The following is a 26,272-nucleotide window of genomic DNA, read 5'->3' on the forward strand; positions in this document are numbered from 1 at the left end:
CTTTGCCTGCGGGCAGTCATTGAGCGAGACGTACTCGTAAACAGGGGCGGTACTGGGCCTGTCAACAATGGAGCCGCCCTTGTCTCCTGGGAACTTCTCAAGCGCCAGCACCTGTTCTCTTGACAGCAGACCGGTTACGACTGCCGTGTCATCGACCTCACAGACATCTAGTTGGTCGCAGCTCCCATCAGCGGCGCTAGCCGAGAGAGACGACGTGAAGGCGAGGACAGCGCCAGCGAAGCATGCGCTCCACGGCGCTCGAGACTTCATGACGAGGCTTTCTGGAGGCGCGTGATGATCCAGCGCTTATCGAAGTCGACAGTTGCGACGAAGGCCAACTTTGCTGAGCGGGTGGTGTCGACTGTGCGGCCGGACTCGTCGAGAACCGGCACGGCCCTCTGGTTGAGGTCGACTAGGACCTGGCGCGTCCTCGAGGAGAACTCAGTGGTGGATGCGTAATTGAGCTTCGTGAGGTCGCCGCCATAGTGGTGGCCTGCCTTCTTGAGATCGGCCACACCGTTGCTCAGAGCCGCGCACATCTTGCAAGCGTCACTGGAGAGGTCATTCAAGACTGACGGGTCACTGGTCTTGAATGCCCTATTTAGCTGAGTGAAGTAGAACTTCGTGTAGGCGGCCGCGCCCTCGATGGTCTCGGGTCGGGCGGCGGCGGGGATCTTGGCGATGATGGGGTCGACCGTTGCGGTGGGGCTCGGGGTGGCCGAGGTTGTGGTGGTCGTGGGAGCAGAGGAGCTCGTGACGGCCGAGGTCGACGGGGGAGTCGTCACCGCAGGACCGGGGTCGCTGCCCGTGCACGCACCCAGCGCCGCGAGCGCGACGGGGGCGACGGCATACGCAAGGAGCGTGCGGTGCCGGTGCGGGCGTGCGGCGGCGGTCATCGGCATCCCCTGTCGATCGTCGATCATCGTGCGGTTGCGTCGTCTGAGGTGCGTTGTGCACCCTTTGTTCCACGACGGCAACCTACGACGATCGTGCCGCACCCGCACGCCGAGCCCCGTCCGTCATCCACAGGCACCCCGGGTGCACCGAGCCGGGATGCTCGGGTGACAATGGTGGCGATTCGCTGCCGTCAGGGGCCGTTCGACGCTGCGATTACTGGGGTCTCACCGGCGACACACCCACGAGTTCGGAGCATGGGCGACCGGCAGGTAACCTTTTCGCGGTCCTGTGCGCACCTCCACGCGCGCAGTAGCTATGCGCCCTAGAAGTGGGCGTGCAAGGGAGCCCCATGTCTCGCACTGACACCGTCGACGTCAAGCGTTGGCGCGCCAAGTACGCCCTCATCGAGCGGGCCGCCGAGGCGGACAAGGACGCCCAGGCCCTCTTCGCCGAGCTCGACTCCGAGCGGGCCGCCCGCAACGGCGAGCTGCGCGAGATCCTCGCCGACCTCGTGGCCTCCAGCGACCTCGTCGCCTTCAAGGAGGCGATGAACCAGTGGACCCGCAAGGACGGTCCCTACGTCGGCTTCGGCCCCATCGGCGGCCCGTGGCTCGCCTCGCTCATGCGCCGCTCCGAGGAGGAGTACGCCGAGGTCGTCGGCCTGCTCAAGCTCACCCTCCAGACCCCGGCCTCCCCGCAGGACGCCGGCGACAAGCTCCAGGCCATGGAGGCCTTCCTCGCCCGCGGTGGCTCGCGCGGCCAGCGCGCCCCCGGACCCGGCCACACGGCATACGTGCTCTCGCTCTTCTGGTCCACCGACGACGGCGGCGAGTGGCCGCTCATGTGGGAGAACGCCCCGCACATGCTCCAGCGGCTCGGCTGGCTCGAGCGCGGCCTGAGCCACGCGGAGCGCTACGTCGCCTTCGCCGACCTCTGCGCGGCCCTGCGCCCCGAGGACCCGAAGTATGCCGCCCGCATCCTCTGGTACCTCAAGGAGACCGAGGCGTTCGTCGGGATCGCGCCCAAGGTGCTGGACGTGTGCGTCGAGGCGGCCGAGATCGCGGCGGACTTCCGCCCGTCGACCGGCTACGGCGACGGCCGGCGAGAGGACCGCGCGGCCGATCTCGCACGCCAGCTGCGCGGCGAGGCCGACCACATCAGCGACAGCCTCATCGACCGCCTCTCCACCGAGACGGGCCTCTACCTCGAGGCCCCGACGCTCGCCCTCCAGCAGCACACGGGTGAGGACGCCGCCTACCGCTCCGACCTGTACGCCGCGTGGATCCTCGTCGGCGGCGCCGGCGCTCCCGGCTTCCGCCTGTGGGTCACCCCGTCGGGCGTCGCGTTCGGACTGCACGGCGGCTGGGAGGGCGAGAGCGACCAGCAGCACCGCGAGGTCGGCACCATCGTCCAGGAGCACCTCCCGCGCGGCCTCAGCTTCCTGCGCGTGCACGAGGACGGCCGCACCGACCGGCTCGAGCCCGCCGGGCGCGAGTACCCCGGCGGCGAGGCCTTCGTCGGCCGCTGGTGGAAGGGCGACGAGGCCGTCGGACGCGCCGACTTCGCCGACGACGTCATCGCGACCGCGCGGGCCCTGACGCCGCTGCTGCGCTTCATGACCTCCAGCCAGCGCGGGCCCCTCGACGACCCCAGCCTCGAGCTCGCCTCCATGGTCGACCTCGACAGCGAGGTCGAGATCTTCAAGGCCGAGCGGCCCTACCCCAGCGAGCGCGACGCCTGGCACCAGGAGCAGCGCCGCGTCTTCGTCGCCTGCCTGTCGCGGGAGGGCCTCGAGGCCTTCGACCTGCCCACCTTCAAGCGGATCGTGTCGACGCGCGGTTACGGCGACATCGGCGCGCAGTCCGTCCTCATCAGCAGCATCAACGCCCTCGACGCCGCCGGCATCGACGAGCTGCGCGTCATGGTGCGCGACCTGCTCTGGGGCGAGGGGCGCGACGAGGAGCGGATCAACCGCGTGCTCGGCTCCGACGACGTCCCGGTCCAGGGCTTCGGCGAGAGCGTCGTGCTCAAGCTCTTCGCCATCGCGCACCCCGAGCACTGGCTGCCGCTCTTCGCCCTCGGCGGGGACTCCGGCAAGATCGCGATGCTCGGCCGCCTCGGCGGGCCGGCACGCTGGACCGAGGGCAAGTCCCGCGGCCGCACGCACGTCGAGACCAACGCCCTGCTCAAGCAGACGCTCGACCCGCTGCTGCCGGACGACCCGTGGGGCCAGGCGCAGCTCGCGTACTGGCTCATGCGCCGCTCAGACAAGGCGCTCATGCCCGACCACGACGCCCTCGGCGAGGCCGCCGCGGAGCTGCTCATCGAGGAGGACTTCCTCCGCGAGATCCAGGGCCTGCTCGAGGAGAAGAAGCAGGTCATCTTCTACGGCCCTCCCGGCACCGGCAAGACCTACCTCGCCCAGCGGTTCGCGCAGGCGCTGCAGCCCGACCCGGCCAAGCGCGACATCGTCCAGTTCCACCCGAGCAGCAGCTACGAGGACTTCTTCGAGGGCTTCCGGCCGCAGATCGACCACCAGGGCCAGATGGTCTACGAGCTGCGCAAGGGCCCGCTCGCCCTCCTCGCGGAGGCGGCCGAGGCGGATCCGCTGACACCGCACATCATGATCATCGACGAGATCAACCGTGCGAACCTCCCACGCGTCTTCGGTGAGCTCCTGTTCCTGCTCGAGTACCGCTCGCACTCGGTCAAGACGAGCTACCGGCCCGACGAGGGCTTCGAGCTGCCGCCCAACCTCTACTTCATCGGCACGATGAACACCGCCGACCGCTCCATCGCGCTCGTCGACGCGGCCCTGCGCAGGCGCTTCGACTTCGTCCCGTTCATGCCGCACGACGGGCCGATGGAAGGCCTGCTGCGCCGGTGGCTCGAGGTCCACGACGGGCCCGTGTGGGTGGCCGAGCTCGTCGACCGCGTCAACGAGGACCTGCGCCGGGCGCTGCGCGGCCCGCACCTGCAGATCGGCCACAGCTACTTCATGCGCCCGGGTCTCGACGGCGACGAGGCCACTCTGCGCCGCATCTGGGACTACAACGTCTACCCGTTCATCGAGGACCAGCTCTACGGGCGCGAGCACGAGCTGGCTCAGTTCCGCTGGGAGAACGTCCGAGCCCGCTACGGCCAGTTCGACCTGACGAGGCCGTGACCGTGGAGTCGATCCTCCGATGACCATCGAGCTGGCCCCGATCCCCGAGCACGGACGCTCGGGTCCGGTCCGGCTGTCCCGGGAGACCCGAGCGGCTCTCGTCGCGGCAGCGGGCGAGCGGCTCGTCATCCACGCGACCGCCGACCCCGACGTCGTCACGATCGGTGCGACGAGCTGGGTCGGCGCGCTCGCCGTGCCCGGCCTCGTCGTCCGCGTCACGCCGAAGGTGTCGGTCACGAACTTCTTCGCGATGCTCGGCGCGGGCGTCTCGCCCGACGCGTTCGACCACGAGCACGTGACGTGGAGCGACACCGACGAGCTCATCGACGGCGTCGCGTACTTCGCGATCCGGCTCATCGACTCGTCGACGATGCGCGGTCTCGTGCACGGCTACGTCCCGCGCGAGGAGCGGATGCGGACCATCCGGGGGCGGCTGCTCGTCGAGGAGTTCGCGCGCCGGCCGTGGAGCGCTGCCGAGCCGCAGTGCCGCTTCGACGACTTCACGGCCGACATCGTCGAGAACCAGCTCTTCCGCTGCACCCTGCAGGCGATGCTGTCGTGGCCCCAGCTCGCGCCGCACGTCCGCCGAGAGGCCCTGCGCGTCCTCGGCCGCTTCGACGGCGTCGCGGACACCCCGGCGACGAGGCACGCGGCACCGCTGCCCATCACGCGGCTCAACGAGCACTACGAGGACGCGATGCGGCTCAGTCGCCTTGTCCTGCAAGCGATGTCGCTGAGCCACGAAGCCGGTGACCAGCAGGCCAACAGCCTCATGGTCGACATGGACGACCTCTTCCAGCGCTGGATCGCCCAGGAGCTGGACCTGCGCCTCGCCCCGCAGATGCGCATCGAGCGCGACGAGGACGTCTGGCTCGACGAGGGCCGGGCCGTCACGATGGCCCCCGACCTCGTCGTGCGCCGCGGCAGCGAGGTCGTCCTCGTGGGCGACGCGAAGTACTCGATGGGCGCCGACGGCTACATGGCCTCGCGCGACTACCTCGAGCTCGTCGCCTACACGACGGCGATGGGCCTGCCGACGGGCCTGCTCATCCACTGCAACAGCGACCGTGCGCCGGAGTCGGAGATCGTCATCCGCAACGCCGGCACCCGGATCCTCTGCCGTCCGATCCGTCTCGACGGGTCGTATGCCGCCGTGTGCCGTTCGCTCGACGCGCTCGCTGAGCTGGTGCGCGAGCTCGCTGACGCCCCAGGGGAGCTCGAGGTCCCCACCCTCATCCGCTCGCGCCGCTGAGGCGGCGGAGCGTCGGCTCTCGGAGCTGATCGCCGCGCTGTCCGGAGCCCGGGCGCCCCGGTGTCCGGCAGATCACACCCCGATGGGGGAGCGTTGTGGACCAGCCACTACTACGCTGTGTAGTACCGACAGAGAAGCTGCCGGAACACACACCGAGTTCTGGAGTTGAGTTCCATGGGCACCATCCCGCGCGACACGCACACCGAAGGTAGTGCGCCGGTCACCACGCACGACCCCACCAAGGGCGTCGTCACCTTCCAGGAGGAGGTGGTCCGCTCGGCCGTTGCCCGTAAGTTCCTCGCTGGTCTGCGCATCGTGCTCGGCTTCACCTTCCTCTGGCCCTTCATGGACAAGCTGTTCGGGCTCGGCTACATGACCCCGTCGGCCAAGGCCTGGATCCACGGCGGCACGCCCGCCCAGGGCTTCATGAAGCACGCCGAGGGCCCGTTCGCCTCCTTCTTCAAGAACATCGCCGGCCCGTGGGCCGACTGGCTGTTCATGGCCGGCCTCCTCGGCATCGGCATCGCTCTCCTCGCCGGCGCCGGCCTCAAGATCGCCGCCTGGACCGCTGCACTCCTCCTGGCGCTGATGTACCTCGCCGAGTTCCCCCTCGGCACCACCGGCGTCTACACGAACCCGCTCATCGACAGCCACTGGATCGAGGCACTGGGCGTCGCGGTTCTCGCCACGACGCTCGCCGGGGACACCTGGGGCCTTGGCAAGTGGTGGGGCCGCCACGTCGGTAACGGCCTCCTGCGGTGAGTCGGGTCGGTGGCCGCGTCCCTGACCCGGCCACCAGCACGGGCCCTCGGGCCCGAGCAGCAAGGCGGTCCTCCTCGGAGGGCCGCCTTCCTGCTGCGTGCGGCAGACCCGGGCGGACCGACCCACGGTCGCGGGGACAGGCGTATGCCGCCCGGCCGAGGCGGCCGGACGGCATACGTCGTCGGGATGGTGCGCGGTGACCGCTCAGCTCACGCGCAGGGTGACCGCCGTGGACGTCGAGGGGACGTAGGCGCCAGAGCCGTTGTACGTCGCCTTGACGGAGTGCGTCCCGCGCGAGAGGACGGGCGCCCACAGCGTGGCCTTGCCCTTGCTCACCGTCGAGGTGCCGAGCACGCGCGAGCCGTCACGGAAGGTGACGGTGCCCGTGGCCGAGCTCGGCGAGAGGGTCGCAGTGAGCACCGGCCGTCCGCCGTAGCGGTAGGCGCTGCTGCTCGACGAGAGGCTCGTGCGGCTCGACAGCCCCTTGACGGTGACGACGGCGGACGCCGACGTGCTGCCGGCGAGCTTCGCGTCACCGTTGTAGCGCGCGGTGAACGCGTGGGCGCCGCGGCCGAGGCTGCTGCTGAGTGGCAGGACCGCCTTGCCGCCGCTGAGCGACACCGTGCGCACGACCTTGCCGCTCAGGATGAACGTGACGGTGCCCGTCGCGGTGGACGGGGACACGGTCGCCGTGAGCGTCGAGTGCCCGCCATACGTGTAGCTGGACGGGCTGGCCGTCAGCTTCGTGGTCGACGTCGTGCGCACCGTGACGACCTTGGCCCGGGAGCCGTCGGTGTTGAGGTGGTGCAGCAGGAGCAGACCCTGCGGCTTGTCGACAGCGGCGGAGGCCTCGTCACGTCGGACCTCGAGCTTCTCGCCGGGGAGGTCGCTGTTGAGGAGGGTGCCGAAGTCCCCGTAGGCCGACAGGCCGGGGGACGCGAGGCTGATCGTCATCGGCTTGGCGGCCGAGCCGACGGCGTCGACGGCGGAGCCCTGGGCGAGCGAGCTGACCCAGTAGCGGACCTTCGGCGCGGCACCCGTCACGAGGCCGGCGTTCTGGAGGACCTCGACCGAGACGGGCATGACGAGCGAGTCGCTGTTGAAGACGTTCGTGTCGAACGACCCGTCGACCCCGTTGACGAGCTCCTGGTCGAGCACGTCACCGAAGCCGGCACCCGGCCGCAGGTCGACGAGCTCGGCCACGAAGTAGTCGTAGTCGTCGGTCGTCGACAGCCGCGTGTTGTAGACCGCGGCGTCGGCCGTGCCGTCGGCGTTCGTGTCGAGGAAGACGTCGAACTCCGTGGACGTGGCCGGCGTGCGCCACGGGCCGTGGGTGTTGATGCCGAAGGTCAGCATCGACGTGGCGAGGCCGAACACGGGTGCGTCGGTGGCCGCACCGACGTAGCGCAGGTCGGCCCCGCGGTCGTCGGCGGTCGCGTTGCAGTCGACGACGCGGGTCGACGAGCAGTCAGCGCGGCGCGGGCTCGTGCCCTGCAGCTCGAACGTCGAGACCGTCGAGACGTACGACGTGGTGTCGGTGCCCTGGTCGATGCCGGTGCCCGTGAGCGGCAGCATCGAGGTGGCGATGCCGGCCGGGAGGCCGGACTGCTTGGTCACCGTCGTGCTCGAGGGCGACGACATCGTCGATGCCGCGCGCGGAGCGGACCAGACCGGCACGCGCAGCGTGCCACCGGACGTGCCCTGGACCGGCTCGAGCAGCATGCGGCCGCTCGCGTCGGCGCGGTAGCTGCGCTGGATGCCGATCTCGAGCGGGTCGGCCACGGTCGTCGGGTCGGCGACGGCCCGCAGCGCCGAACGCGTGAAGGTCGCCGTGACCAAGACGTCGACCGAGCCGTTGCCCGGGACGCGGACCTGCGACGGGCTGAAGGAGTACGTCACACCCGGCGTCGGGTGGGCGGCGTCGTAGGACAGGACGTAGGCCGCCGACGTGACCGGGCGCTTGTTGACGATGCGCACCGTCTTCGTCAGGGTCTGCGTCGGGGCGGTCACCGCGACGGGACCGAACGAGACGCTCACGGCGCCCTTGTCGTCGGTGACGTACGCGAGCGTGCTCGTGCCGACGGCCGCGTCGGCGACGACGCGACCGGCGCCCACCCGCTCGGGACCGTAGACGTCGCCCGTGTGGTCGGGACCGACGAAGACGTCCTGGGTCGCGGTGTTCATGATCGAGGCCTTGACCTCCTCGACCGTCCACGTCGGGTGCGAGCCGCGCACGAGCGCCGCCTCACCGGCCACGTGCGGCGACGCCATCGAGGTGCCGCTCTCGGCGATGCCCTCGTTGCCCGTGCCAACGGCCGCGGAGAAGGTCGTGACACCAGGAGCCGCGACGTCGGGCTTGACGCCACCGGCCACCCCGACGCCACGCGACGAGAAGCCGGCGAGCTGGTCGATCGCCTTGGGGTTGCGGATGGAGACGCCGTTGCGGAGGTCGTTCGTCATCGTGACGCGGACCTCGTTGGACGCGTCGAGCTGCGCCTTGATGGCCACGGTCGCCTGGTTGACGGTGAGCATCGCGGGGATGTCGGCGTCGCCGGTGACACCGGCCGAGAAGGCGTTGACGTCGCTGCCGTAGATGACGCCGACGGCGCCCGCGTCCTGCGCGAGCTGGGCGCGCGCGGCCGAGCCGCAGCGACGACCGGTGCCGTCGAGCCACATCTGCAGGACGACCTTGCCGGTCACCTTGGCCTGGTCTGCCAAGGAGTAGGGCGAGCAGCCGTCGGTGTTGTTGCCGGCGTTGGGGTCTTGCGACCAGTCACCGACGGTGACGACCGGGACGTTCGTGACGCCGGGCTCGGCGGTCCAGTCGTAGGCGACCGACTTGAGAGCGGCGAAGACGTTGTCCTGGGTGCCGTCGACCGTGTCGGCCGGCTCGATGCCGGCGGGGGAGTCGACCTTGAGGCCGTCGACGACGTCGTTGCCGTCGTCGGACGCGGCGACCGCGAGCACGCGCGGCGCGTTGCCCGGGGAGCCGCCGACCTCGTAGACGTCGCCGGAGTTGCCCATGGAGGCGACGACGACGGTGCCGAGCGCGGCGAGGTTGTTCGCGGCGACGGCGTCGGGGTCCTGAGGCGAGCCGTAGGAGCTGCCGAGCGACATGTTGACGACGTCGAGGCGGTCGGACAGGTCGCCGTCGCCGTTCGGGTCAGCCGCCCAGTCGAGCGCCTCCCCGACGACGTTGGTCGAGCCGTCGCAGCCGAAGACCTTGAGGGCGTAGAGGCTCGCCTCGGGGGCGACGCCGGGGCCGATGTCGAGGCTGGCCGGGTCGATGTCCGACGCGTAGCCACCGGACCACGTCGTGCCGTCGGACGAGACGCCGAGACCGGCGGTCGTGCCCGCGACGTGCGAGCCGTGGCCGTTGCAGTCGAGCGGGTTGGGGTCGGGCTGCGGGTTCGGGTCGTAGCTGTCCGAGGTCGGGTCGGCGTTGTAGGCGTCGCCCGCGAAGTCGTAGCCGCCGACGACCTTGGCGGTCGGCGTGAAGGTGTTGGAGGCGCTGGCCGCGGTGAATGCGTCGACCGTGCCGGGGCCGTCGAAGTCGGCGTGGGTGTAGTCGATGCCGGTGTCGATGATGCCGACGCGGACGCCCTTGCCCGTCTGCGACAGCGCCTTCCACACCTTCGGCGCGCCGATGAGCGGCACGGAGGAGGAGTTGGTCGGTGCCTTGGGCGTCAGTCGGTGGATCGCCTTGACGCCGGGGATGCCCGCGAGGGCGGTGAGCTTCGCGGCGTCCGTGCGAACCGCGATGCCGGCGTATGCCGCGTGCACCTTGTAGAGCGTCCGTGCCTTCGTCGCCGTGGCGGCGAAACGGGACTCGACGCCCTTCTGGGCTGCCTTGACCGCCGAGGTCTGGGTGCGCGCCGCGCTCTTGGCGGCAGCGAGGCCGCGCCCGCGGGCCTGACCGAACGCCGTCGTCGCGGGTGCGGCGTCGAGCTCGATCATGACGTCGACGGGGCCGGTGGCCTTGCGCAGGCCGGCGTCCACCTTGTCGCCCGCGGCCACGCGCTGCGTGCCGAGGCCGAGGGAGCCGGCGCTCGTGACACCATCGGGAACCGAGGCGTTGCTGCGGTGCTTGACGGACGGGTCAGGGCTCGCCGACACCGGCGTGGCCCCGAGGGTGGTGGCGGCCAGGGCCGCGATGGCTCCTGCACTCACCGAGCTCATCACGCCACGGCGCGAGCGCCATGGTCCCCGAGTGTTGTCGGACAACGGATCCTCCTTGCGTGGCTCCATTCGCCCGCGATGCGCCTGCGCACCGCGTGCGCAGGGACGCTCGCCCCCGAACTTGCCTGCCACGCCGGATGCAACCTATCCCCGTTCGAGCCGTTCCGGCGCGTTCCGGGCAAACTGATTCGCGGGGTGTCGAGGGTGTCGGTGCCGGACGGCATACTCGGCGCCATGCAGCGCATCGACGGTCACCTCGTCCTGAGCCCCACGGACCTGACGAAGCACGTGGCCTGTGCGCACATCACGACGCTCGACCTCGAGGCTCTCGACGCCGGCCTTGGGACGAGTGCCGGGACGAGCAGCAGGGCGAGCGGCGCCGACGACTCGCTCAACCTCGTCTTCGCCAAGGGGCTCGAGCACGAGCGCGCCTATCTCGAGCGTCTCGTCGCCGAGGGGCGCGTCGTCGAGGACATCGCGGCCCTGGGGGTGCGGGGTGTCGAGGCCGAGGCGGCGACGCTCGACGCCATGCGCCGGGGTGTCGACGTCATCTACCAGGCGACGTTCTTCGACGGGCACTGGGTGGGGCTCGCCGACTTCCTGCTGCGCGTCGACGAGCCGAGCGACCTCGGCCCGTGGCGCTACGACATCGCCGACACCAAGCTGGCGCGGCGGCTCAAGGTCCCAGCGCTGCTCCAGATGGCGACGTATGCCGCCCGGCTCGAGCTGCTCCAGGGCGTCCCGCCGCAGTGGCTGACCGTCGTCACCGGCGACACCGAGTCGCACCCGTGGCGGCTCGTCGACGTGGCCCCCTACGCCCGCCGTCGGCGCGCCGAGCTGCTCGACGCCATCGCCAACCCGCGAGAGACGGAGTCCGCGCGCGTCCAGCACTGCGGTCAGTGCCGGTGGAAGGAGCGGTGTGCGCAGGAGTGGCTCGACCGCGACGACCTCATCCAGGTCGCGGGCATGCGCGCCGACCACCGCGCCGCGCTCATCGACCTCGGCATCCCGACGCTTCGTTCGCTGGCCGAGTCCAGCGAGGAGCGGCTGGCCCCGGCCCTGTCCATCGCGACCCGGCGTCGGTTGCTCCAGCAGGCCAGGCTCCAGCTCGCCGAGCGCGAGACCGGGCGGGCGCAGTTCGAGCTCCTCGACCCCGAGCCGGCCCGGGGGCTGCAGATGCTGCCCGAGCCCGACGAGGGCGACGTCTACCTCGACTTCGAGGGCGACCCGTGGGCCGAGGGCGGTACGGGGCGCGAGTACCTCGCGGGCATCTGGACGCGGCAGGGGGAATTCGTCGAGTTCTGGGCGCACGACTTCGCCGAGGAGGGGCGCCTGACGACCGACCTCGTCGACTGGCTGACGGAGCGGTGGCAGCGCTACCCCGACCTCCACGTCTACCACTACGCGCCCTACGAGACGACGGCTCTCAAGAGGCTCGTCGGCCAGCACGCGACGCGCGAGGCCGAGCTCGACCAGCTGTTGCGCCACGAGGTCTTCGTCGACCTCTACGCCGTCGTGCGCCAGGGCGTGCGCATCAGCAAGGGCTCCTACTCCATCAAGAAGCTCGAGGAGTTCTACTGGGGCCACACGCGATCCGCCGACGGCGCGGGTGTCGCCGACGGTCTCTCGTCCGTCGTCGAATACGAACGCTGGCTCGCCGGTCGCGACGACGGGTCGGCCGACCAGGCGATCCTCGACGACATCCGGCGCTACAACGAGGAGGACGTCCGCTCGACGCTGGCGCTGCACGAGTGGCTCGAGGAGCGACGCGCCGAGCTCGCACGCGCGGGGCACACGCTGGGCCGGCCGGTGCCCGAGCCGCTGCGCGAGATCAGCGACGAGGAGCGTGCCGAGATCGCGCTCTCCGAGCGCCTGGTCGCCGACGGCCACCTGCTCCTCGCCGGACTCGTCGGGTGGCACCGGCGCGAGAAGCGCCCGGAGTGGTGGGACTTCTTCCGCTACAAGGAGCTCGAGACGGCCGAGCTCGTCGAGGACGGCACCGCCATCGGTGACCTCGGTGAGCCCGAGGAGATGCGGATCGTCAAGGTCTCCAAGGTCTGGCGCTACACCTTTCCGCCCCAGGACTGCAAGGTGTCGGTCGGCAAGTACGTCCCCGACGTCGACACCCACGCACCGGTCGGCAAGGTCGTCGACCTCGACCCGGTCGAGGGCTGGGTCGAGCTGTCGATGAAGAAGTCGCTGGAGCCGCCACGTCCGCGCGGCCTCGGGGGACCCGGACCGGTCATGGACCAGGCGCTCCGGGCGAGCATCGCCCGCACCGGCGAGCTCGCGCTTGCCGGTGGGTCCAACCTCGCGACGCGGCTCGTCGAGCGGGTCGTCCCGGCCGCCGACCTGCTCGCGCCCCGTGCCGGGGAGTCGCCCAAGGACGTCGTCGTCCGCGTCGGTCGCGGCTTGCGCGGCGAGATCCTGGCCGTCCAGGGGCCCCCCGGCACCGGCAAGACGTATGCCGGGTCGGCGCTGATCCGCGAGCTGCTCGACGCCGGCCTGCGCGTCGGCGTCACCGCGCAGTCCCATGCGGTCGTGCTCAACCTCCTCGACGAGGTGGCCCGTCCTGCCTGGCACAAGGACGGCACCAACGTCGAAGAAGGCGACGAGCCGGACGACCCGAACGCCCTCATCCGCCACACGTCCGACAATGCCGCCATCGCGGCTGCGCTCGCGAGCGGAGAGGCGACCCTCGTCGGGGGCACCGCCTGGCTGTGGTCGCGCGACGACATGGTCGATGCCGTCGACGTGCTCGTCATCGACGAGGCCGGCCAGTTCTCGCTCGCCAACGCCGTGGCCGTGGCCCCGGCCGCGCGCTCGCTCGTCCTGCTCGGAGACCCGCAACAGCTGACCCAGCCGACCAAGGCGGTCCATCCCTACGGCTCCGGTGTCTCTGCGCTCGACCACCTCCGCGCCGGTGACGACGGGCTCGTCCACGACGTCATCCCTGCCGAGCGCGGTGTCTTCCTCGACCGCACGCACCGGATGCACCCGAGCCTGACGGCGTTCGTGTCGGAGCTCGCCTACGAGGGCCGGCTCGAGTCGGCGCCGGGGCGCGAGCAGCTCCGCGTCGAGGCGCCCGGCGCCCTGTCGGGTGAGGGGCTGCGCTGGGTTCCCGTCGAGCACGACACGCTGTGCGAACAGTCGAGCCGCCAGGAGGGCCGGGTCGTCCGTGCCCTCGTCGACGACCTGCTCCGCGGCAGCTGGACCACGGCGGACGGCGACTCGCGTCCGATCGGTCTTGCCGACGTCCTCGTCGTCGCGCCCTACAACGCGCACGTCGCCACCCTCGCGGCCGAGCTGCCCGACGGCGCTCGGGTCGGCACGGTCGACAAGTTCCAGGGCCAGCAGGGCGCCGTCGTCATCTACTCGATGGCGAGCACCACGGCGGCCCTCGCGCCCCGCGGCGTCTCGTTCCTCTACGACCTGCACCGGCTCAACGTCGCGATCTCCCGCGCCAAGGCGATGGCGGTCATCGTGGGCAGCCCCCTGCTCACCGACGCCGAGGTCCACACACCGGAGGAGCTGCGCGCCGTCAACGCGCTGTGCCGCTACGTCGACGAGGCCAAGACCGTCTGAGCCGGGACTCGCCGGCACGGCGCCGCTCGGTGATGGCCCGCGTCGACCGCAGCGGCCCGCGCCGGTCCGGGCGTCAGTTTCGGCGGGGGAGCGACGCGAGGTCCTTCTCGACGACCTCGCGGTCCTCCGGGTCGTCCATCGTGGCAAGCACCTCACGGGCCTCGGCCTCGAAGCGCTCGGCGGCATCGAAGTCGCCGCCGACCGCGGCCGCCCTCGCGGACGCCTCGAGGGCGGCCGCGAGGTCCCAGCGCTCGCCGGCCCCACCGCGCGCGATGGTGACGTACCGCCCCGCGTGGTAGGCAGCGGCATCAGGCTGTCCGAGCACGGCATGCACGCGGGAGACGAGCCAGTGACCCCGGCCCCTGTTCTCCGGCCGCACCCCCTCGAACCTGCCCCAGTGGTACAGCGAGGCATGGGCGCGAGCCAGCATCTCGTCGTCGTCCTCCGGCGACCGGTCGGTCTGCTCGAGCAGCTCCCATGTCGCGTTGTAGAGGTCCACGCCGAGGCGGCGGTGGTCGATCTCGCTCATGGCGGCACTGTAGACCGCAGCCCGGCCCGGGTTCAGGCGCCGTGGGCGGCGACGTCCCAGAGCCGTCCCTCCCCGCGGATGCCCGGCAGGGCCTCCCGGATCGACCGCTCGGCGAGCTCGGGAGCGACACCGAGGTCGACGGCATACCGCAGCGCCACCGCCGGGGTGCGCTGGACGCCCTGACGGCAGTGCACGAGCACCCGCTTGCCCTCGGCGCGGAACTGTCGCAGCGCCGACGAGGCGTCGTCGAGGACGAAGTCGAGGTGAGGGTTGCTCTCCTCCTGCTCCTCGTCGTTGATCCAGAACTCGATGTGGTCGCGTGCCGTCATGCCGGCGGCGGGGATGTCGTCCAGGCCGAGCGCGCAGAGGGAGACGATCGCCTGCACGTCGAGCTCGGGCACGCGTCCGAGGTCAGTGATGGTGCCCAGCATGATGTCGGGGTCGATCGGGTGCGGGATGCCCAGCGTCGGGATCCGCGCGTCGCCCATCGAGGCGACCGACGGCCACTCGCCGACGCGACGTCCGCCTTCCGAGGTCGACACGGCGAGCTCGACGAGGTCGTGGGCGCGCAGCCCCGGCCACCCGTGCACCATGCGCCGCCACTGGGTCGGCACCGCCGACGCCCCGTAGCGGGCGCCGAGCAGCGAGCCCGCGATGGCGGCCACGGTGTCGGTGTCGTGTCCCGCCCGGACGGCAGCCTGCAGCCCCCGCTGGAGGTGCATCGCCGAGCCGTCGCCGCGGTCGGTCGTCGTGATCGCGGCCCAGGCGTCCTGCAGCGCCGTCACGGTGAAGCCGTTGTTGCCGAACTGCCCCGGCTCGGCGCCGGTCGCCGCCTCGATCCAGTCGCCCCAGCGTCCGACGTGCGGCGCGCTCACGAGGTCGAGACCGGCCGCGAGGTCGAGACGCCCCTCGGTGACGGCGACCCGGATCGCCTCCGACCACAGCACCGCCGAGTCACCGGCGAGCGGGTCGGCGTGGGTGAGCAGGGCGATGGCTCGGGCGGCGCGGGCCGTCGCGTCGCGGTCGTCGAGGGCCGACAGGCCGACGATGGGGGTCCGCATCAGCGCGCCGTTGCCGGCGGTCAGCCCGGTGCGGGCGTGCAGTGCCTCGCTCGCCCGGGTCAGGCGTTCGTGCGAGCGTCCGGTCAGCTCCTTCGCCTCCGTCAGCACCGAGCGCGTCTGGATGCCGACGTCCGTGGCGCCGCCGTCGAGCCAGGCCGTGAAGGCATCGGCGACGCCGTCGAGGCCCTCGGGCGAGGTGAGGTCGATGCCCTGGGCGGCGATGCGCGCCACACAGAGCGTCATCTGGGTGTCATCGCTCCATTCGCCGGGCTCGTACGGCCCGAGGCCACCACCCTTCATGACCGCCTCGCCGACCGGGGGCGCCGCCATCTCGTACGGCACGCCGAGGGCGTCGCCGCAGGCCTCACCGAGCAGCACCCCCGCCGCGCGGTCGACGGCGATGGGGCGGATCGACACGACGGCTCCTCCTGGACGGTGTGGACGCTCGGGCGCCCGGGGACGTGGGGTGGTGCTTCGGGACGAAACTACCGTCCGCGCCGGCCCGGTCGACGGTCCGGTCCAACCCTCGATGCCGCGTCGGGGAGCACGGACCGACGCCGTAGGCTTCTCGCGTGCTCCAACCCCTGACCGTCGTGCTGCTCGTCGCGAGCGGCCTGCTCGGCCTGCTGGCCGCCCACCACCTGCTCCGGGGCCGTCTCGTCGACGACCCGCTCATCATCGTCGGTGCCGTCATCGAGCTCGCGCTCGTCGTGCAGCTCGTCGTGGGGCTCACGAAGGCGTCCGCGATCGGCGACGGCGCCGAGCGGGCCACCTTCATCGCCTACCTCTTCACCGTCCTGCTCGTCATCCCGGCCACGATCGTCATCGCCGTCAAGGAGAAGACGCAGTGGGCCATGGCCGTCGTCCTCGGTGGCGCCCTCGTCGTGGCGATCCTCGTCGCCCGCCTGCAGCAGGTCTGGAGCCTCAATGTCTGAGCCGGCGCCCACCCCCGAGGCCTCGTCGGAGCAGCCGGACACGGAGCGGCCGCACACCGGGCACGGCTTCGGCCGCGTGCTCGTCGCCGTCTACGGCCTGCTCGCCCTCGCAGCGACCGGGCGCTCGATCCTGCAGATCACCGAGTACTTCGACCGGGCACCAGTCCCGTTCCTGCTGTCGGCGCTCGCGGCGCTCATCTACCTCGTCGCGACCATCGGTCTGGCCCGCGGCGACCGTGCATCCGTACGCCTCGCGACCATCGCCCTCACGGTCGAGCTCGTGGGCGTGCTCGTGGTCGGGACCTGGAGCGTCGCGCGACCCGAGGCCTTCCCCGAGAAGACCGTCTGGTCACACTTCGGCGCAGGCTACGGCTACGTCCCTCTCGTGCTGCCGCTCGTCGGCCTCTGGTGGATCCGTCGCACGGCCAAGGCCACCGCCGCCTCCGATGCCGAGGTGGCGCGGTCGGCGGACTGACGCGCCGCCGATAGGGTTGCGGCCATGACCGAGCAGACCCCTGCCCCTGCGCCGACGACGCAGGCGACCCTTGTCGCCGGCCCGCTGACGGTGCGCGAGATCAGCGCCGACGAGGCCGTCGAGACGCTTCTCGAGGTCGGGGGCAGCTTCCTCCAGACGCCTGCCTGGGGACGGGCGAAGGCAGGCTGGCGGCGCACGCACCTGGGCTGGTTCGACGCCTCGGGGGCCCGCGTCGGGGCTGGCCTCGTCCTCTCGCGCACCATCCCGCGCCTCTCCCGGTCCTACGCCTACCTGCCCGAGGGTCCGGGGCTGCCGTGGGACGTCGTGGCGACCGACCCGGCGGCGTGGCTCGACCCGCTCGTCGCCTGGGCCAAGGCCAACAAGGCGTTCGCGCTCCGGCTCGGCTACCCCGTCGTCTCCCGCGTCTGGGACCGCGAGCCGGTCAAGAAGCAGGTCGTCGACAACGGCCTGCTCAGCTTCACCACCCTGCCCGCGGCGGTCGACAACCCGACGGCCCGCACCCTCGAGGCCTGGCTCGACCGCAACCACTGGCTCCCGCTCGGCGCCGACGGTGTCGCGGTGGGTCAGCCCCGCCTGCTCTGCATCGTCGACCTGCGTGGCCGCTCCGACGCCGAGCTGCTCAAGGGCATGAACCAGCAGTGGCGCCGCAACGTCAAGAAGGCCGAGAAGGCCGGCGTCCAGGTGCGCGCGGTCGGGCCCGAGGGGCTCGACACCTTCCACGCCCTCTACGTCGAGTCGGCCGACCGAGACAACTTCCTGCCCCGACCCAAGGCGTACTTCGACGTCATGGCGCGCTCGTTCGCGTCGGACGGCACGGACGGTGACGGTCCCGTGTCGGCGCGCTTCTACGAGGCCCACGTCGACGGCGACGTGCTCGCCTCGGCGTTGATGATCCGCTTCGGTCGCACGTTCTCCTACCTCTACGGCGGGTCGACCGAGCGCAACCGCGACGCACGAGCCTCCAACGCCCTGCAGTGGCAGGCGATGCGTGACGCCGCCGCGGCCGGGTGCGAGTCCTACGACTTCAGGGGGTTCAACACCTCCCTCGGTGCCACGAGCCCCCTCACCGGCCTGCTCCTCTTCAAGCTCGGCGCCGGCGCCGACGTCGTCGAGATGGTGGGAGAGCGCGAGCTCGTCATCAGCAGGTTCTGGCACCTCGCCTTCGAGAAGGCCATGGCTGCCCGGATCGCGATCAACAAGCGCCGCAAGGCGGCCCGCGCCTCGGCCGACGCCGCCGACATCTGACCGATCGACGCGGTAGGTGGCGCGCCGACCGCGGGTCAGCGTCGCTGGATGTCGAAGTACGGGCTGACGTAGCAGGTGGCATAGCCCTGCCCCTGCTGCGCCGTGACGACGATCCCGTCGACGAGCGCCCGGCACGACACGGCGCCGCGGACGCCTGACCCCGTCGGGTCGCTCGTGCGCACCCGGAGGCTGAAGTAGTCGTTGCTCGTCGCGCCCGGTCTGACCGGCACCTCGAAGGCGAGGGGCGCGGTCTGCGCGGGGTAGTCGTAGCGCTGGTGCGTCGCGTCCGAGAGGGACACCTCGATGCGGGCGCCCTTCTCGGCGTACGCCTCGAAGCGGATCGTCCGCGCGTCCGCGGGAACGGGCGTCACGGGAACGGCCGGCACGGGGATGAGCGTGGGGGGAGAGGTCATGACGCCTCGGGTCGGGGTGGTCGCCTTCGCGGTCGCGCCGGGGGCCGACCGGGTCGGGCTGGCGCCGGGAACCAGGGGCGTGATCGTCGGGACCGGGAACGTCCGGGTCACGACGGGACGGTTGCGGGTGACGCTGACGGCGGGTCGGGCGACCGGGTCGAAATCGTCGACGGAGCTCATGGCCGCCCAGAAGCCGAGCGGGACGAGCAGCCCGACGAGGATCGCCACGACGTGCCAGGCCTGGAGACGCCCGCCGAGCGAGCGTCCCGCGGCGCCGGGAAGGGTGACGGTGCGCAGCCGCTCGGTCATCGGCGGGGAGGCGGGTGCGGGAGGAGGCGGTGGCATCGGTGCGGGGTCCGCCCCCAACTTCTGCGGCACCCAGCTCGTCGCCGGCGGCCGCTCGAGGCCGAAGGTCGTGTCGTATGCCGTCACGTCCTCAGGCGTCCCGGTCGCCGTGGGCAGATCGGCCGGGTCAGCCGAACCGGCCGGGTCGAGACCGCGGGCACTCGTCGACCCGTCACGCGGGTCGGTCGGATCGGGGCCGACATCTCCCGTCGTGTCGCGGGTCGGGTCGGGCTCGAACGGCGGATTCTCAGACACGGGGTCCCCTCGTCTCGTGCGTGCGGCTGCCCAATCTAGTGCGGCCGACCATCCCTGACCTCGGTCACAGGGAGGGGCTGCAGACGACTTGGTGGTCCGACGTGTCGACGGCCACGAGCTGTCGGCCGGCGTAGACACGGCACTGGATCGTGCCCGGCCCGGTCAGGACCGTCGCCGTGACCTGCAGCTCGGACGGCCGGCTGTCGAGCGTGACCTTGGCGGCGTACGGCCCGAGCCCCTGGTGCCCGTCCAGGACGACACCGCCCGAGGTGATGTCGACGCCGGCGACGAGCCCCGCGCTGGGCGAGCTCGGCGTCGACACCACCTCGACGGTCAGCGAGGTGGCGTCCGCCGGCACCGGGGACACGTCCGGGGTCCCCCCGAGCAACGGGGCAAAGGCCGTCGAGGCGGTGACGTCACGGGCATGGACGCCGATCACGGATCCCGGGGCGTCACTGCTCCCGTCGGTCGTGCCGTCGAGCGTCCCGTCCATCGTGCTGTCGCAGTCGGGGATGCCGGGTTCCGCTCCGATGTCGGAGGTCCAGCACTCGTAGCTCTCGGTCGCGTCGTCGTGGTTCGAGAGACCGAGGAGCAGGGGCGGGATGAGGAAGAAGGCGGCCCATCCCGGCAGTCGTCGCCGGGGCGGTTGCCGGACCGGCGGGGTGGTGAGGACCGGCGGCACCGGGGCCTGCCACGAGGACGGCGTCGCTGACTCCGGAGCGGGGGCGGACGACCGAGGCGCCCACGCGTCCGGGGGCAGGGACGGTCCCGACGTGGCGGGGTCAGCGCTGGACACGTCGCCCGGGAAGGAGACGTGCCGGTCCCGCTGGGGGTCCGGGAGGGCCGGGCGCGGGTGGCCGGGGTCGGACAACGATGCCTCGCTTCAGACGGGTGGGACCACGGTAGGTCCTCGGGTGCCTCAGTCGTCGCACCTCTGACCGTCCCCGGCCTCGGCGCGTTCCGTGCGGCTGCCGGGTCCCGAGCCGGGAGGCTGACGGCGCAGGCTCAGCGGACGCCGCTCCGCGTCCGGTCGTTCACCGCGGCATCGACGGCCGGGGTCACCCCAGCTCGGTGGCGGTCAGTCGGCGCCGGGCCTCCAGCCACCGACCCGGATCTCGGTGCCGTCGACGATGTCGACGGGTGAGGTGGGGTCCAGCGGCACGGCCGCCGGTGACGACCCGTCGCTCACGACGATCGTCATCGACGCGGTCTGCTCGACGCCGGCGGCGGCGAGGTCGCCCCGCCACCCGAGGTCGAGGTGGGCGACGTCACCGGGATCGAGGGGCACCGTCTGCGCACTCGAGGTCTCCGCGTCGTGCAGGCGACCGCGAGGGTTGGCGAACACGGTCCCGGAGGGGCCGCGAGCGGACACCACGGCATACCCGGTGAGCACGCACGGCACCCGGCTGGAGTTGGTGACCCGCACCCGCATCTGCCGATAGCCCAGCGCGGGGTCGACCGGGCTCGCCGAGACGTCGAGCTGGCTCGGCTGGCACGGTCCGTCAGGGAAGAGCGGCGCCGCCGGGTCGACCGGACCCGTCGACGCACCGGCGGTCCGGCTGGGCGGCAGCACGAGCGGAGGCTCGGTGGGCAGGGCCGTCGGCGTCTGCTCGGTCTGGGCCGTGGTGGCCGGCGGCCTGGACGCGTCGAGGGAGGTGTCGGGTGGCGGGCTGGCGCAGCCGGCGACGAGAACGAAGGTCAACGCCAGCGTTGCGGCGGACACGACGGATCGGGCCGACGTCCTGCCTGCCTCCCCGTGCACGCCCGTCCCCCTCATGGCTCCACGCTAGGCGAGTCCACGGCGCCGTCGACCCGAGCCACACGAGTCCTCGACGAGGTCTTCACCCTCAGCACAGAGCGCGGGAGCGATATCCGTTCGGAGCCACCGCCGCCGCCCGCCTATCCTGTCGAGCATGTCCGACGAGCCTGCGAACGCACCCGCGCGCTCGCGGCCACCTCGTCGACGCGGGCGTCGACGTCCGGCGGGCGCCCAGCAGCCTCCGGCCCAGACACCCTCGGCCCCCGCCTCCTCGGCCTCCTCGGCTTCCTCGGCCTCCACCGAGCCACCGGCCTCCTCGACTCCCTCGACGCCCGCGGCCGCCAAGGGCCATTCGGACCGGACGGCCCAGCGCGCCAGGGCCACGGAGGGTGACCGGCGCGACCACGGCCGCACCGCGACTTCGCGACGTCAGGGCGTCCGCACCCTGACGCCCGAGCAGCGGGAGGCCCGCCGCGCCGCCCGGGCGGCGACGGTTCCGCCCATCACCTATCCCGAGCACCTGCCCGTCGTCGAGCGTCGCGACGACATCGCGGCGGCGATCCGGGACCACCAGGTCGTCGTCATCGCCGGTGAGACGGGGTCGGGCAAGACGACCCAGATCCCGAAGATCTGCCTCGAGCTCGGTCTCGGCCTCGACGGCGTCATCGGGCACACCCAACCGCGTCGTATCGCGGCGCGCGCCGTCGCCGAGCGGCTCTCCGAGGAGCTCGCCGTCGATCTCGGCACCGCTGTCGGCTACCAGGTGCGCTTCACCGACCAGAGCAGCCGAGACACCCTCGTCAAGGTCATGACCGACGGCATCCTGCTCGCCGAGATGCAGCGGGACCGCGAGCTGCGCCGCTACGACACGATCATCATCGACGAGGCCCACGAGCGCAGCCTCAACATCGACTTCATCCTCGGCTACCTCAGGCAGCTGCTGCCTCGGCGCCCCGACCTCAAGGTGATCATCACCTCGGCCACCATCGACCCCCAGCGCTTCGCCGAGCACTTCGCCGACCCGGCCACGGGCGAGCCGGCCCCGATCATCGAGGTCTCGGGCCGCACCTTCCCCGTCGAGATCCGCTACCGCCCGCTCGTCGACCCCGACCGCCCCGAGGCGGAGGAGCGCGACATGGTGACCGGCGTCTGCGAGGCGGTCGAGGAGCTGTGGACCGAGCGGCACGCAGGCACGAGCAGCGACATCCTCGTCTTCTTCTCCGGCGAGCGAGAGATCCGCGACGCCGCCGACGCGCTCAACGGCATGAAGCTGCCCGTCACCGAGGTCGTCCCGCTCTACGGACGGCTCTCGGCCGCCGAGCAGCACCGCGTCTTCTCGTCGCACACCGGCCGCCGGATCGTGCTGGCCACCAACGTCGCCGAGACCTCGCTCACCGTCCCGGGCATCCGCTACGTCATCGACACGGGCACGGCGCGCATCAGCCGCTACAGCCAGCGCACCAAGGTCCAGCGCCTGCCCATCGAACCGGTCAGCCAGGCGTCGGCCAACCAGCGGTCGGGTCGCTGCGGGCGCGTCTCCGACGGCATCGCGATCCGCCTCTACTCCGAGGACGACTACGACAGCCGCCCCGAGTTCACCGACCCCGAGATCCTGCGCACCAACCTCGCCTCGGTCATCCTCCAGATGACGAGCCTCGGGCTCGGCGACATCGCACGCTTCCCCTTCGTGGACCCGCCGGACAGCCGCCAGATCACCGACGGCGTCCGGCTCCTCGAGGAGCTCCAGGCCTTCGCCCCCGAGGACGACGAGCCCGCCCCGGCGCGGGGGAGGCGCCGTCCGGGACGCCGCCTGACGGCATACGGCCGCACCATCGCGACGCTGCCGATCGACCCGCGTCACGCGCGCATGGTCATCGAGGCCGACCAGCGCGGTGTCCTGCGCGAGGTGCTCGTCATCGTCGCGGCCCTGTCGATCCAGGACCCGCGCGAGCGGCCGCAGGACAAGCAGGAGCTCGCGAACGCCTCGCACAAGCGCTTCGCCGACGAGACGAGCGACTTCGTCACGTGGCTCAACCTCTGGGCCTACCTCAAGGAGCGTCAGCACGAGCTGAGCAGCAGCGCCTTCCGGCGGATGTGCAAGGCCGAGTTCCTCCACTACCTGCGCATCCGCGAGTGGCAGGACCTCCACAGCCAGGTCAAGCAGGCCGCCAAGCAGGCCGGTCTCGACCTGAGCCGCGGGAGCACCGACGTGGCCCAGGGCGAGCTCGACGTCGACGCGATCCACCAGTCGCTGCTCGCCGGACTCCTTTCGCACGTCGGTGTCCGGGACGAGCAGAAGCGGGAGTATGCCGGTGCGCGTGGCACGCGTTTCGGCATCAGTCCCGGGTCGGCGCTCTTCCGCAAGCAACCCCAGTTCGTCATGGCCGAGGAGCTCGTCGAGACGAGCCGCCTGTGGGCGCGCGTCAACGCCCGCATCGACCCCGTGTGGGCCGAGCAGCTCGGCGAGCACCTCGTGAAGCGGCAGTACTCCGAGCCACGGTGGTCGGGCAAGCGTGGCTCGGCCGTCGCGACCGAGCGCGTCACGCTCTACGGCGTGCCGCTCGTCGTCGGCCGCGTCGTCGGCCTCGGCCGCATCGACCCCGAGCTCGCGCGCGACCTCTTCATCCGGCACGCCCTCGTCGAGGGCGACTGGCACACCGAACACGCCTTCCTGCGCGAGAACGCCGCCCTCGTCGAACGCCTCGGCGAGCTCGAGGCCCGCACCCGGCGCCGCGACATCGTCGTCGACGACAGCACGTTGATCGCGTTCTACGACAAGCGGATTCCCGCCGACGTCGTCTCGGGACGTCACTTCGACACGTGGTGGAAGAAGGCACGGCGTCAGACGCCGGACCTGCTGACCTTCACCGAGGAGCTGCTCCTGCGCGAGAGCGCGGGCAGCATCGCCGACGAGGACCACCCGACGACCTGGACCCAGGGCGAGAACGTCCTGTCGGTGACCTACCAGTTCGAGCCGGGATCGGCACAGGACGGCGTGACCGTGCACATCCCGGTCGAGCGCCTCAACCAGGTGACACCCGACGGCTTCGACTGGCAGGTCCCGGGCTTCCGCGAGGAGCTCGTCACGGCGCTGATCCGCAGCCTTCCCAAGGGGATCCGCCGCAACCTCGTTCCGGCGCCCGACCACGCCCGCGCCGTCCTGCCCGAGCTCGACCCGACGTCGGGACCGCTCCTCGTCACGCTCGCGACCGTGCTGCGGCGCCGGGCGGGCGTCGCCGTCACCCCCGCGGACTTCGACGTCGAGCGCATCCCGCCGCACCTGCAGGTCACCTTCAGCGTCGACGGCGCCGACGGCCGACCTGTCGCCACCGGCAAGGACCTCGAGGCGGTCCGTGACACCGCCGCGCCGCAGCTGCGCCGGCAGGTCAGCCGCGCCGGCTCCGGACTCGAGCGCGCGGGCCTCACGTCGTTCCCCGACGCAGGCGTGGCCGAGTCGTTCGAGAGCGCGCAGGGCGTCCACGGCTACCCGGCCCTCGTCGACACCGGCTCGACCGTCGACCTCCGGGTGCTCCCGACGCGTGCTGAGGCCGACGCCGAGCACCGCCTCGGGGTCCGGCGACTCCTCCTGCTCGGCATCTCGCCGCCGTGGAAGCAGATCCTCGCCCGCCTGACGAACACCCAGAAGCTCGCGCTCGGCCACAACCCGCACGGCAGCGTCCCGGCCCTGCTCGACGACTGCCTCGCCGCGGCCATCGACGCGATCCGCGACGACGCCGTCACCGACAGGTCGGACCACACGGTGCGCACCCGCGAGGACTTCGAGTGGGCCCTGTCGGCCGTGCGCACCCACACGACCGCCAAGGTCGTGCAGGTCGTCGGGCTCGTCGAGCCGATCCTCGCCAAGCACCTCGCCCTGACGAACCGGCTCGCCGAGCTCGACCGGTCGAGCAGCCCGGCCATCCGACCGATGCTCGCCGACGTCCGGGCCCAACTGGGAGAGCTGGTGCGCCCCGGCTTCGTCGCCGACACCGGGCTGCGCCGTCTGCCTGACCTCGATCGCTACCTGCGGGGGATCACCCATCGCCTCGACAAGGCGCCGGCCAACCTGGCCCGCGACGCCCAGGCGCTCGAGCAGGTCGACCTCGTCGAGGGCCGGTACGCCGACCTGCTCGACACGCTGCGGCCCGCCCAGCGCGGCGCCGCCGACGTCGTCGACATCGGCTGGATGATCGAGGAGCTGCGGGTCTCGCTCTTCGCGCAGACCGTCGGGACGGCATACAGCGTCTCGCCGCAGCGCATCCTCAAGGCGATCGCCAAGGTGGACGCCTGACCCCTGCCGCGCCCGGACATGGGGAATCATGGGATGCAGCGGAGCGTTGCACGAAGGACCCCGTACGACGAAAGGCCAGACCCGTGCAGGACCCGACCGAGCTCTTCCAGTTCGAGAGCGACACCTCACCGAGCCAGCTCCAGCAGCTGCAGGCGTCGGTGCTCGTGGTCGCCCTCGGCGGATTCATCGACGCCGGCCACACCCAGCGACTCATGGCCGACCACATCCTCGAGACGCACGAGTCGCGCGTCATCGCCTCCTTCGACGTCGACCAGCTGCTGGACTACCGCGGCCGTCGGCCCGTCATGGTCTTCGACCGCGACCACTGGAGCAGCTACGACGACCCGAGCCTGCTGCTGCACCGCGTCGTCGACAAGGAGGGTGTGCCCTTCCTGCTCCTCGTCGGCCCCGAGCCCGACTACCAGTGGAACCGGATGGTCGAGGCGACCACGATGCTCGTCAAGGCGTTCGGCGTCGACCTCACCGTGAGCGTCCACGGCATCCCCATGGCCGTCCCGCACACCCGACCGCTCGGCGTGACCGCGCACGGCACCAACCCGCGGCTCGTGACCGGCAACGACCCGGCGTTCGGCACGGTCCAGGTGCCGGCGAGCTTCTCGTCGCTGCTCGAGCTGCGCCTCGGCGAGGCAGGGCTCGACGCCATCGGTTTCGCCGTCCACGTGCCGCACTACCTCGGTCAGAGCGAGTTCGCCGACGCCGCCGTGCTCGGCCTCGAGCGGGTGCGCGCTGCGACGGGGCTCGACCTCGACCTGCGCGAGCTCGCCGCGACCGCCGGGCTCAACCGGGCCGAGATCACCCGGCAGATGGAGGAGTCCGACGAGATCTCCGCTGTGGTGCACGCGCTCGAGCAGCAGTACGACACGTTCCTCGAGGGCCGCCAGCAGCGCAACCTGCTCGCCACCGACCTCTCGGACCTCCCGACGGCCGACGAGATCGGCGCCGAGTTCGAGGCGTTCCTCAAGGACGTCACCGACGAGGACCAGGGCGACGACCGCACCTGAGGCGTTCTGACGAAAGGCGGGTCCGACCATCTGGTCGGGCCCGCCTTCGTGTCCCCTGCTCCCGTATGCCGTCGGCCGCC

General features: G+C 71.7%; 16 protein-coding genes. 9 read left to right on the plus strand and 7 right to left on the minus strand.

What is annotated here, in order from left to right; translation table 11 throughout:
• Positions 1 to 266: 266 nt before the first annotated feature.
• Positions 267 to 896: a DUF6318 family protein gene (locus ASH01_RS12480; protein WP_156415562.1), complete on the minus strand. Its 630-nt coding sequence runs from the start codon at positions 894 to 896 to the stop codon at positions 267 to 269.
• A gap of 350 nt (positions 897 to 1,246) precedes the next feature.
• On the opposite strand from ASH01_RS12480, the gene ASH01_RS23440 reads away from it, so the two are divergent.
• From ASH01_RS23440 to ASH01_RS12495, 3 genes are all read left to right on the plus strand, one after another.
• The gene (locus tag ASH01_RS23440) at positions 1,247 to 4,063 is read left to right on the plus strand and encodes an McrB family protein (protein WP_056776151.1); all 2,817 of its coding nucleotides are present in this window, start codon (positions 1,247 to 1,249) and stop codon (positions 4,061 to 4,063) included.
• 19 nt (positions 4,064 to 4,082) lie between these two features.
• A complete protein-coding gene (locus ASH01_RS12490; RefSeq protein ID WP_056776153.1) occupies positions 4,083 to 5,315 on the plus strand; it encodes an McrC family protein in 1,233 nt (410 codons plus the stop codon).
• A 174-nt stretch (positions 5,316 to 5,489) separates the two neighbouring features.
• Entirely contained in the window at positions 5,490 to 6,077 is a 588-nt protein-coding gene (locus ASH01_RS12495) for a DoxX family protein (protein ID WP_082619794.1), read from the plus strand.
• Between the two features lie 204 nt (positions 6,078 to 6,281).
• Here ASH01_RS12495 and ASH01_RS12500 read toward each other — a convergent pair whose 3' ends face one another.
• On the minus strand, positions 6,282 to 10,247 hold the full coding sequence (locus ASH01_RS12500) for a S8 family serine peptidase (RefSeq protein WP_162263881.1): 3,966 nt from the start codon (positions 10,245 to 10,247) through the stop codon (positions 6,282 to 6,284).
• 243 nt (positions 10,248 to 10,490) lie between these two features.
• On the opposite strand from ASH01_RS12500, the gene ASH01_RS12505 reads away from it, so the two are divergent.
• Positions 10,491 to 13,841: a TM0106 family RecB-like putative nuclease gene (locus tag ASH01_RS12505; protein ID WP_056776156.1), complete on the plus strand. Its 3,351-nt coding sequence runs from the start codon at positions 10,491 to 10,493 to the stop codon at positions 13,839 to 13,841.
• A 73-nt stretch (positions 13,842 to 13,914) separates the two neighbouring features.
• Here the strand turns inward: ASH01_RS12505 and ASH01_RS12510 are convergent, their stop codons facing one another.
• Both ASH01_RS12510 and ASH01_RS12515 read right to left on the minus strand, forming a co-directional pair.
• Complete coding sequence (locus ASH01_RS12510; RefSeq protein WP_056776157.1) at positions 13,915 to 14,370, minus strand: hypothetical protein; 456 nt, start codon at positions 14,368 to 14,370, stop codon at positions 13,915 to 13,917.
• A 32-nt stretch (positions 14,371 to 14,402) separates the two neighbouring features.
• On the minus strand, positions 14,403 to 15,848 hold the full coding sequence (locus tag ASH01_RS12515; RefSeq protein WP_056776159.1) for an ADP-ribosylglycohydrolase family protein: 1,446 nt from the start codon (positions 15,846 to 15,848) through the stop codon (positions 14,403 to 14,405).
• A 155-nt stretch (positions 15,849 to 16,003) separates the two neighbouring features.
• Between ASH01_RS12515 and ASH01_RS12520 the strand changes: the two genes are divergently transcribed.
• The 3 genes from ASH01_RS12520 to ASH01_RS12530 are packed head-to-tail and all read left to right on the plus strand — an operon-like array spanning position 16,004 to position 18,107.
• A complete protein-coding gene (locus tag ASH01_RS12520) occupies positions 16,004 to 16,366 on the plus strand; it encodes a hypothetical protein (RefSeq protein WP_056776161.1) in 363 nt (120 codons plus the stop codon).
• Positions 16,359 to 16,841, plus strand: a complete 483-nt coding sequence (locus ASH01_RS12525) for a hypothetical protein (RefSeq protein WP_056776163.1) — start codon at positions 16,359 to 16,361, stop codon at positions 16,839 to 16,841. The genes ASH01_RS12520 and ASH01_RS12525 overlap by 8 nt, the downstream gene beginning before the upstream one ends.
• A gap of 24 nt (positions 16,842 to 16,865) precedes the next feature.
• Complete coding sequence (locus ASH01_RS12530) at positions 16,866 to 18,107, plus strand: lipid II:glycine glycyltransferase FemX (protein ID WP_056776164.1); 1,242 nt, start codon at positions 16,866 to 16,868, stop codon at positions 18,105 to 18,107.
• 35 nt (positions 18,108 to 18,142) lie between these two features.
• On the opposite strand, the gene ASH01_RS12535 is transcribed toward ASH01_RS12530, so the two are convergent.
• The 3 genes from ASH01_RS12535 to ASH01_RS12545 all read right to left on the minus strand — a co-directional run bounded on the left by ASH01_RS12535 (position 18,143) and on the right by ASH01_RS12545 (position 20,897).
• Positions 18,143 to 19,120, minus strand: a complete 978-nt coding sequence (locus tag ASH01_RS12535; RefSeq protein ID WP_056776166.1) for a hypothetical protein — start codon at positions 19,118 to 19,120, stop codon at positions 18,143 to 18,145.
• 64 nt (positions 19,121 to 19,184) lie between these two features.
• Positions 19,185 to 19,802 (minus strand): hypothetical protein, encoded by a 618-nt coding sequence (locus ASH01_RS12540; RefSeq protein ID WP_156415563.1) that lies wholly within the window; start codon positions 19,800 to 19,802, stop codon positions 19,185 to 19,187.
• A 396-nt stretch (positions 19,803 to 20,198) separates the two neighbouring features.
• The gene (locus ASH01_RS12545) at positions 20,199 to 20,897 is read right to left on the minus strand and encodes a DUF4232 domain-containing protein (protein WP_082619797.1); all 699 of its coding nucleotides are present in this window, start codon (positions 20,895 to 20,897) and stop codon (positions 20,199 to 20,201) included.
• 136 nt (positions 20,898 to 21,033) lie between these two features.
• Between ASH01_RS12545 and hrpA the strand changes: the two genes are divergently transcribed.
• Together hrpA and ASH01_RS12555 are read left to right on the plus strand one after the other, a co-directional pair.
• Positions 21,034 to 25,170 (plus strand): ATP-dependent RNA helicase HrpA, encoded by a 4,137-nt coding sequence (hrpA, locus tag ASH01_RS12550; protein WP_056776170.1) that lies wholly within the window; start codon positions 21,034 to 21,036, stop codon positions 25,168 to 25,170.
• An 83-nt stretch (positions 25,171 to 25,253) separates the two neighbouring features.
• Positions 25,254 to 26,192 (plus strand): proteasome assembly chaperone family protein, encoded by a 939-nt coding sequence (locus tag ASH01_RS12555; protein WP_056776172.1) that lies wholly within the window; start codon positions 25,254 to 25,256, stop codon positions 26,190 to 26,192.
• Positions 26,193 to 26,272 lie beyond the last annotated feature (80 nt).

The organism is Terrabacter sp. Soil811 (genome assembly GCF_001429655.1).
Classification (GTDB): Bacteria; Actinomycetota; Actinomycetes; order Actinomycetales; family Dermatophilaceae; genus Terrabacter.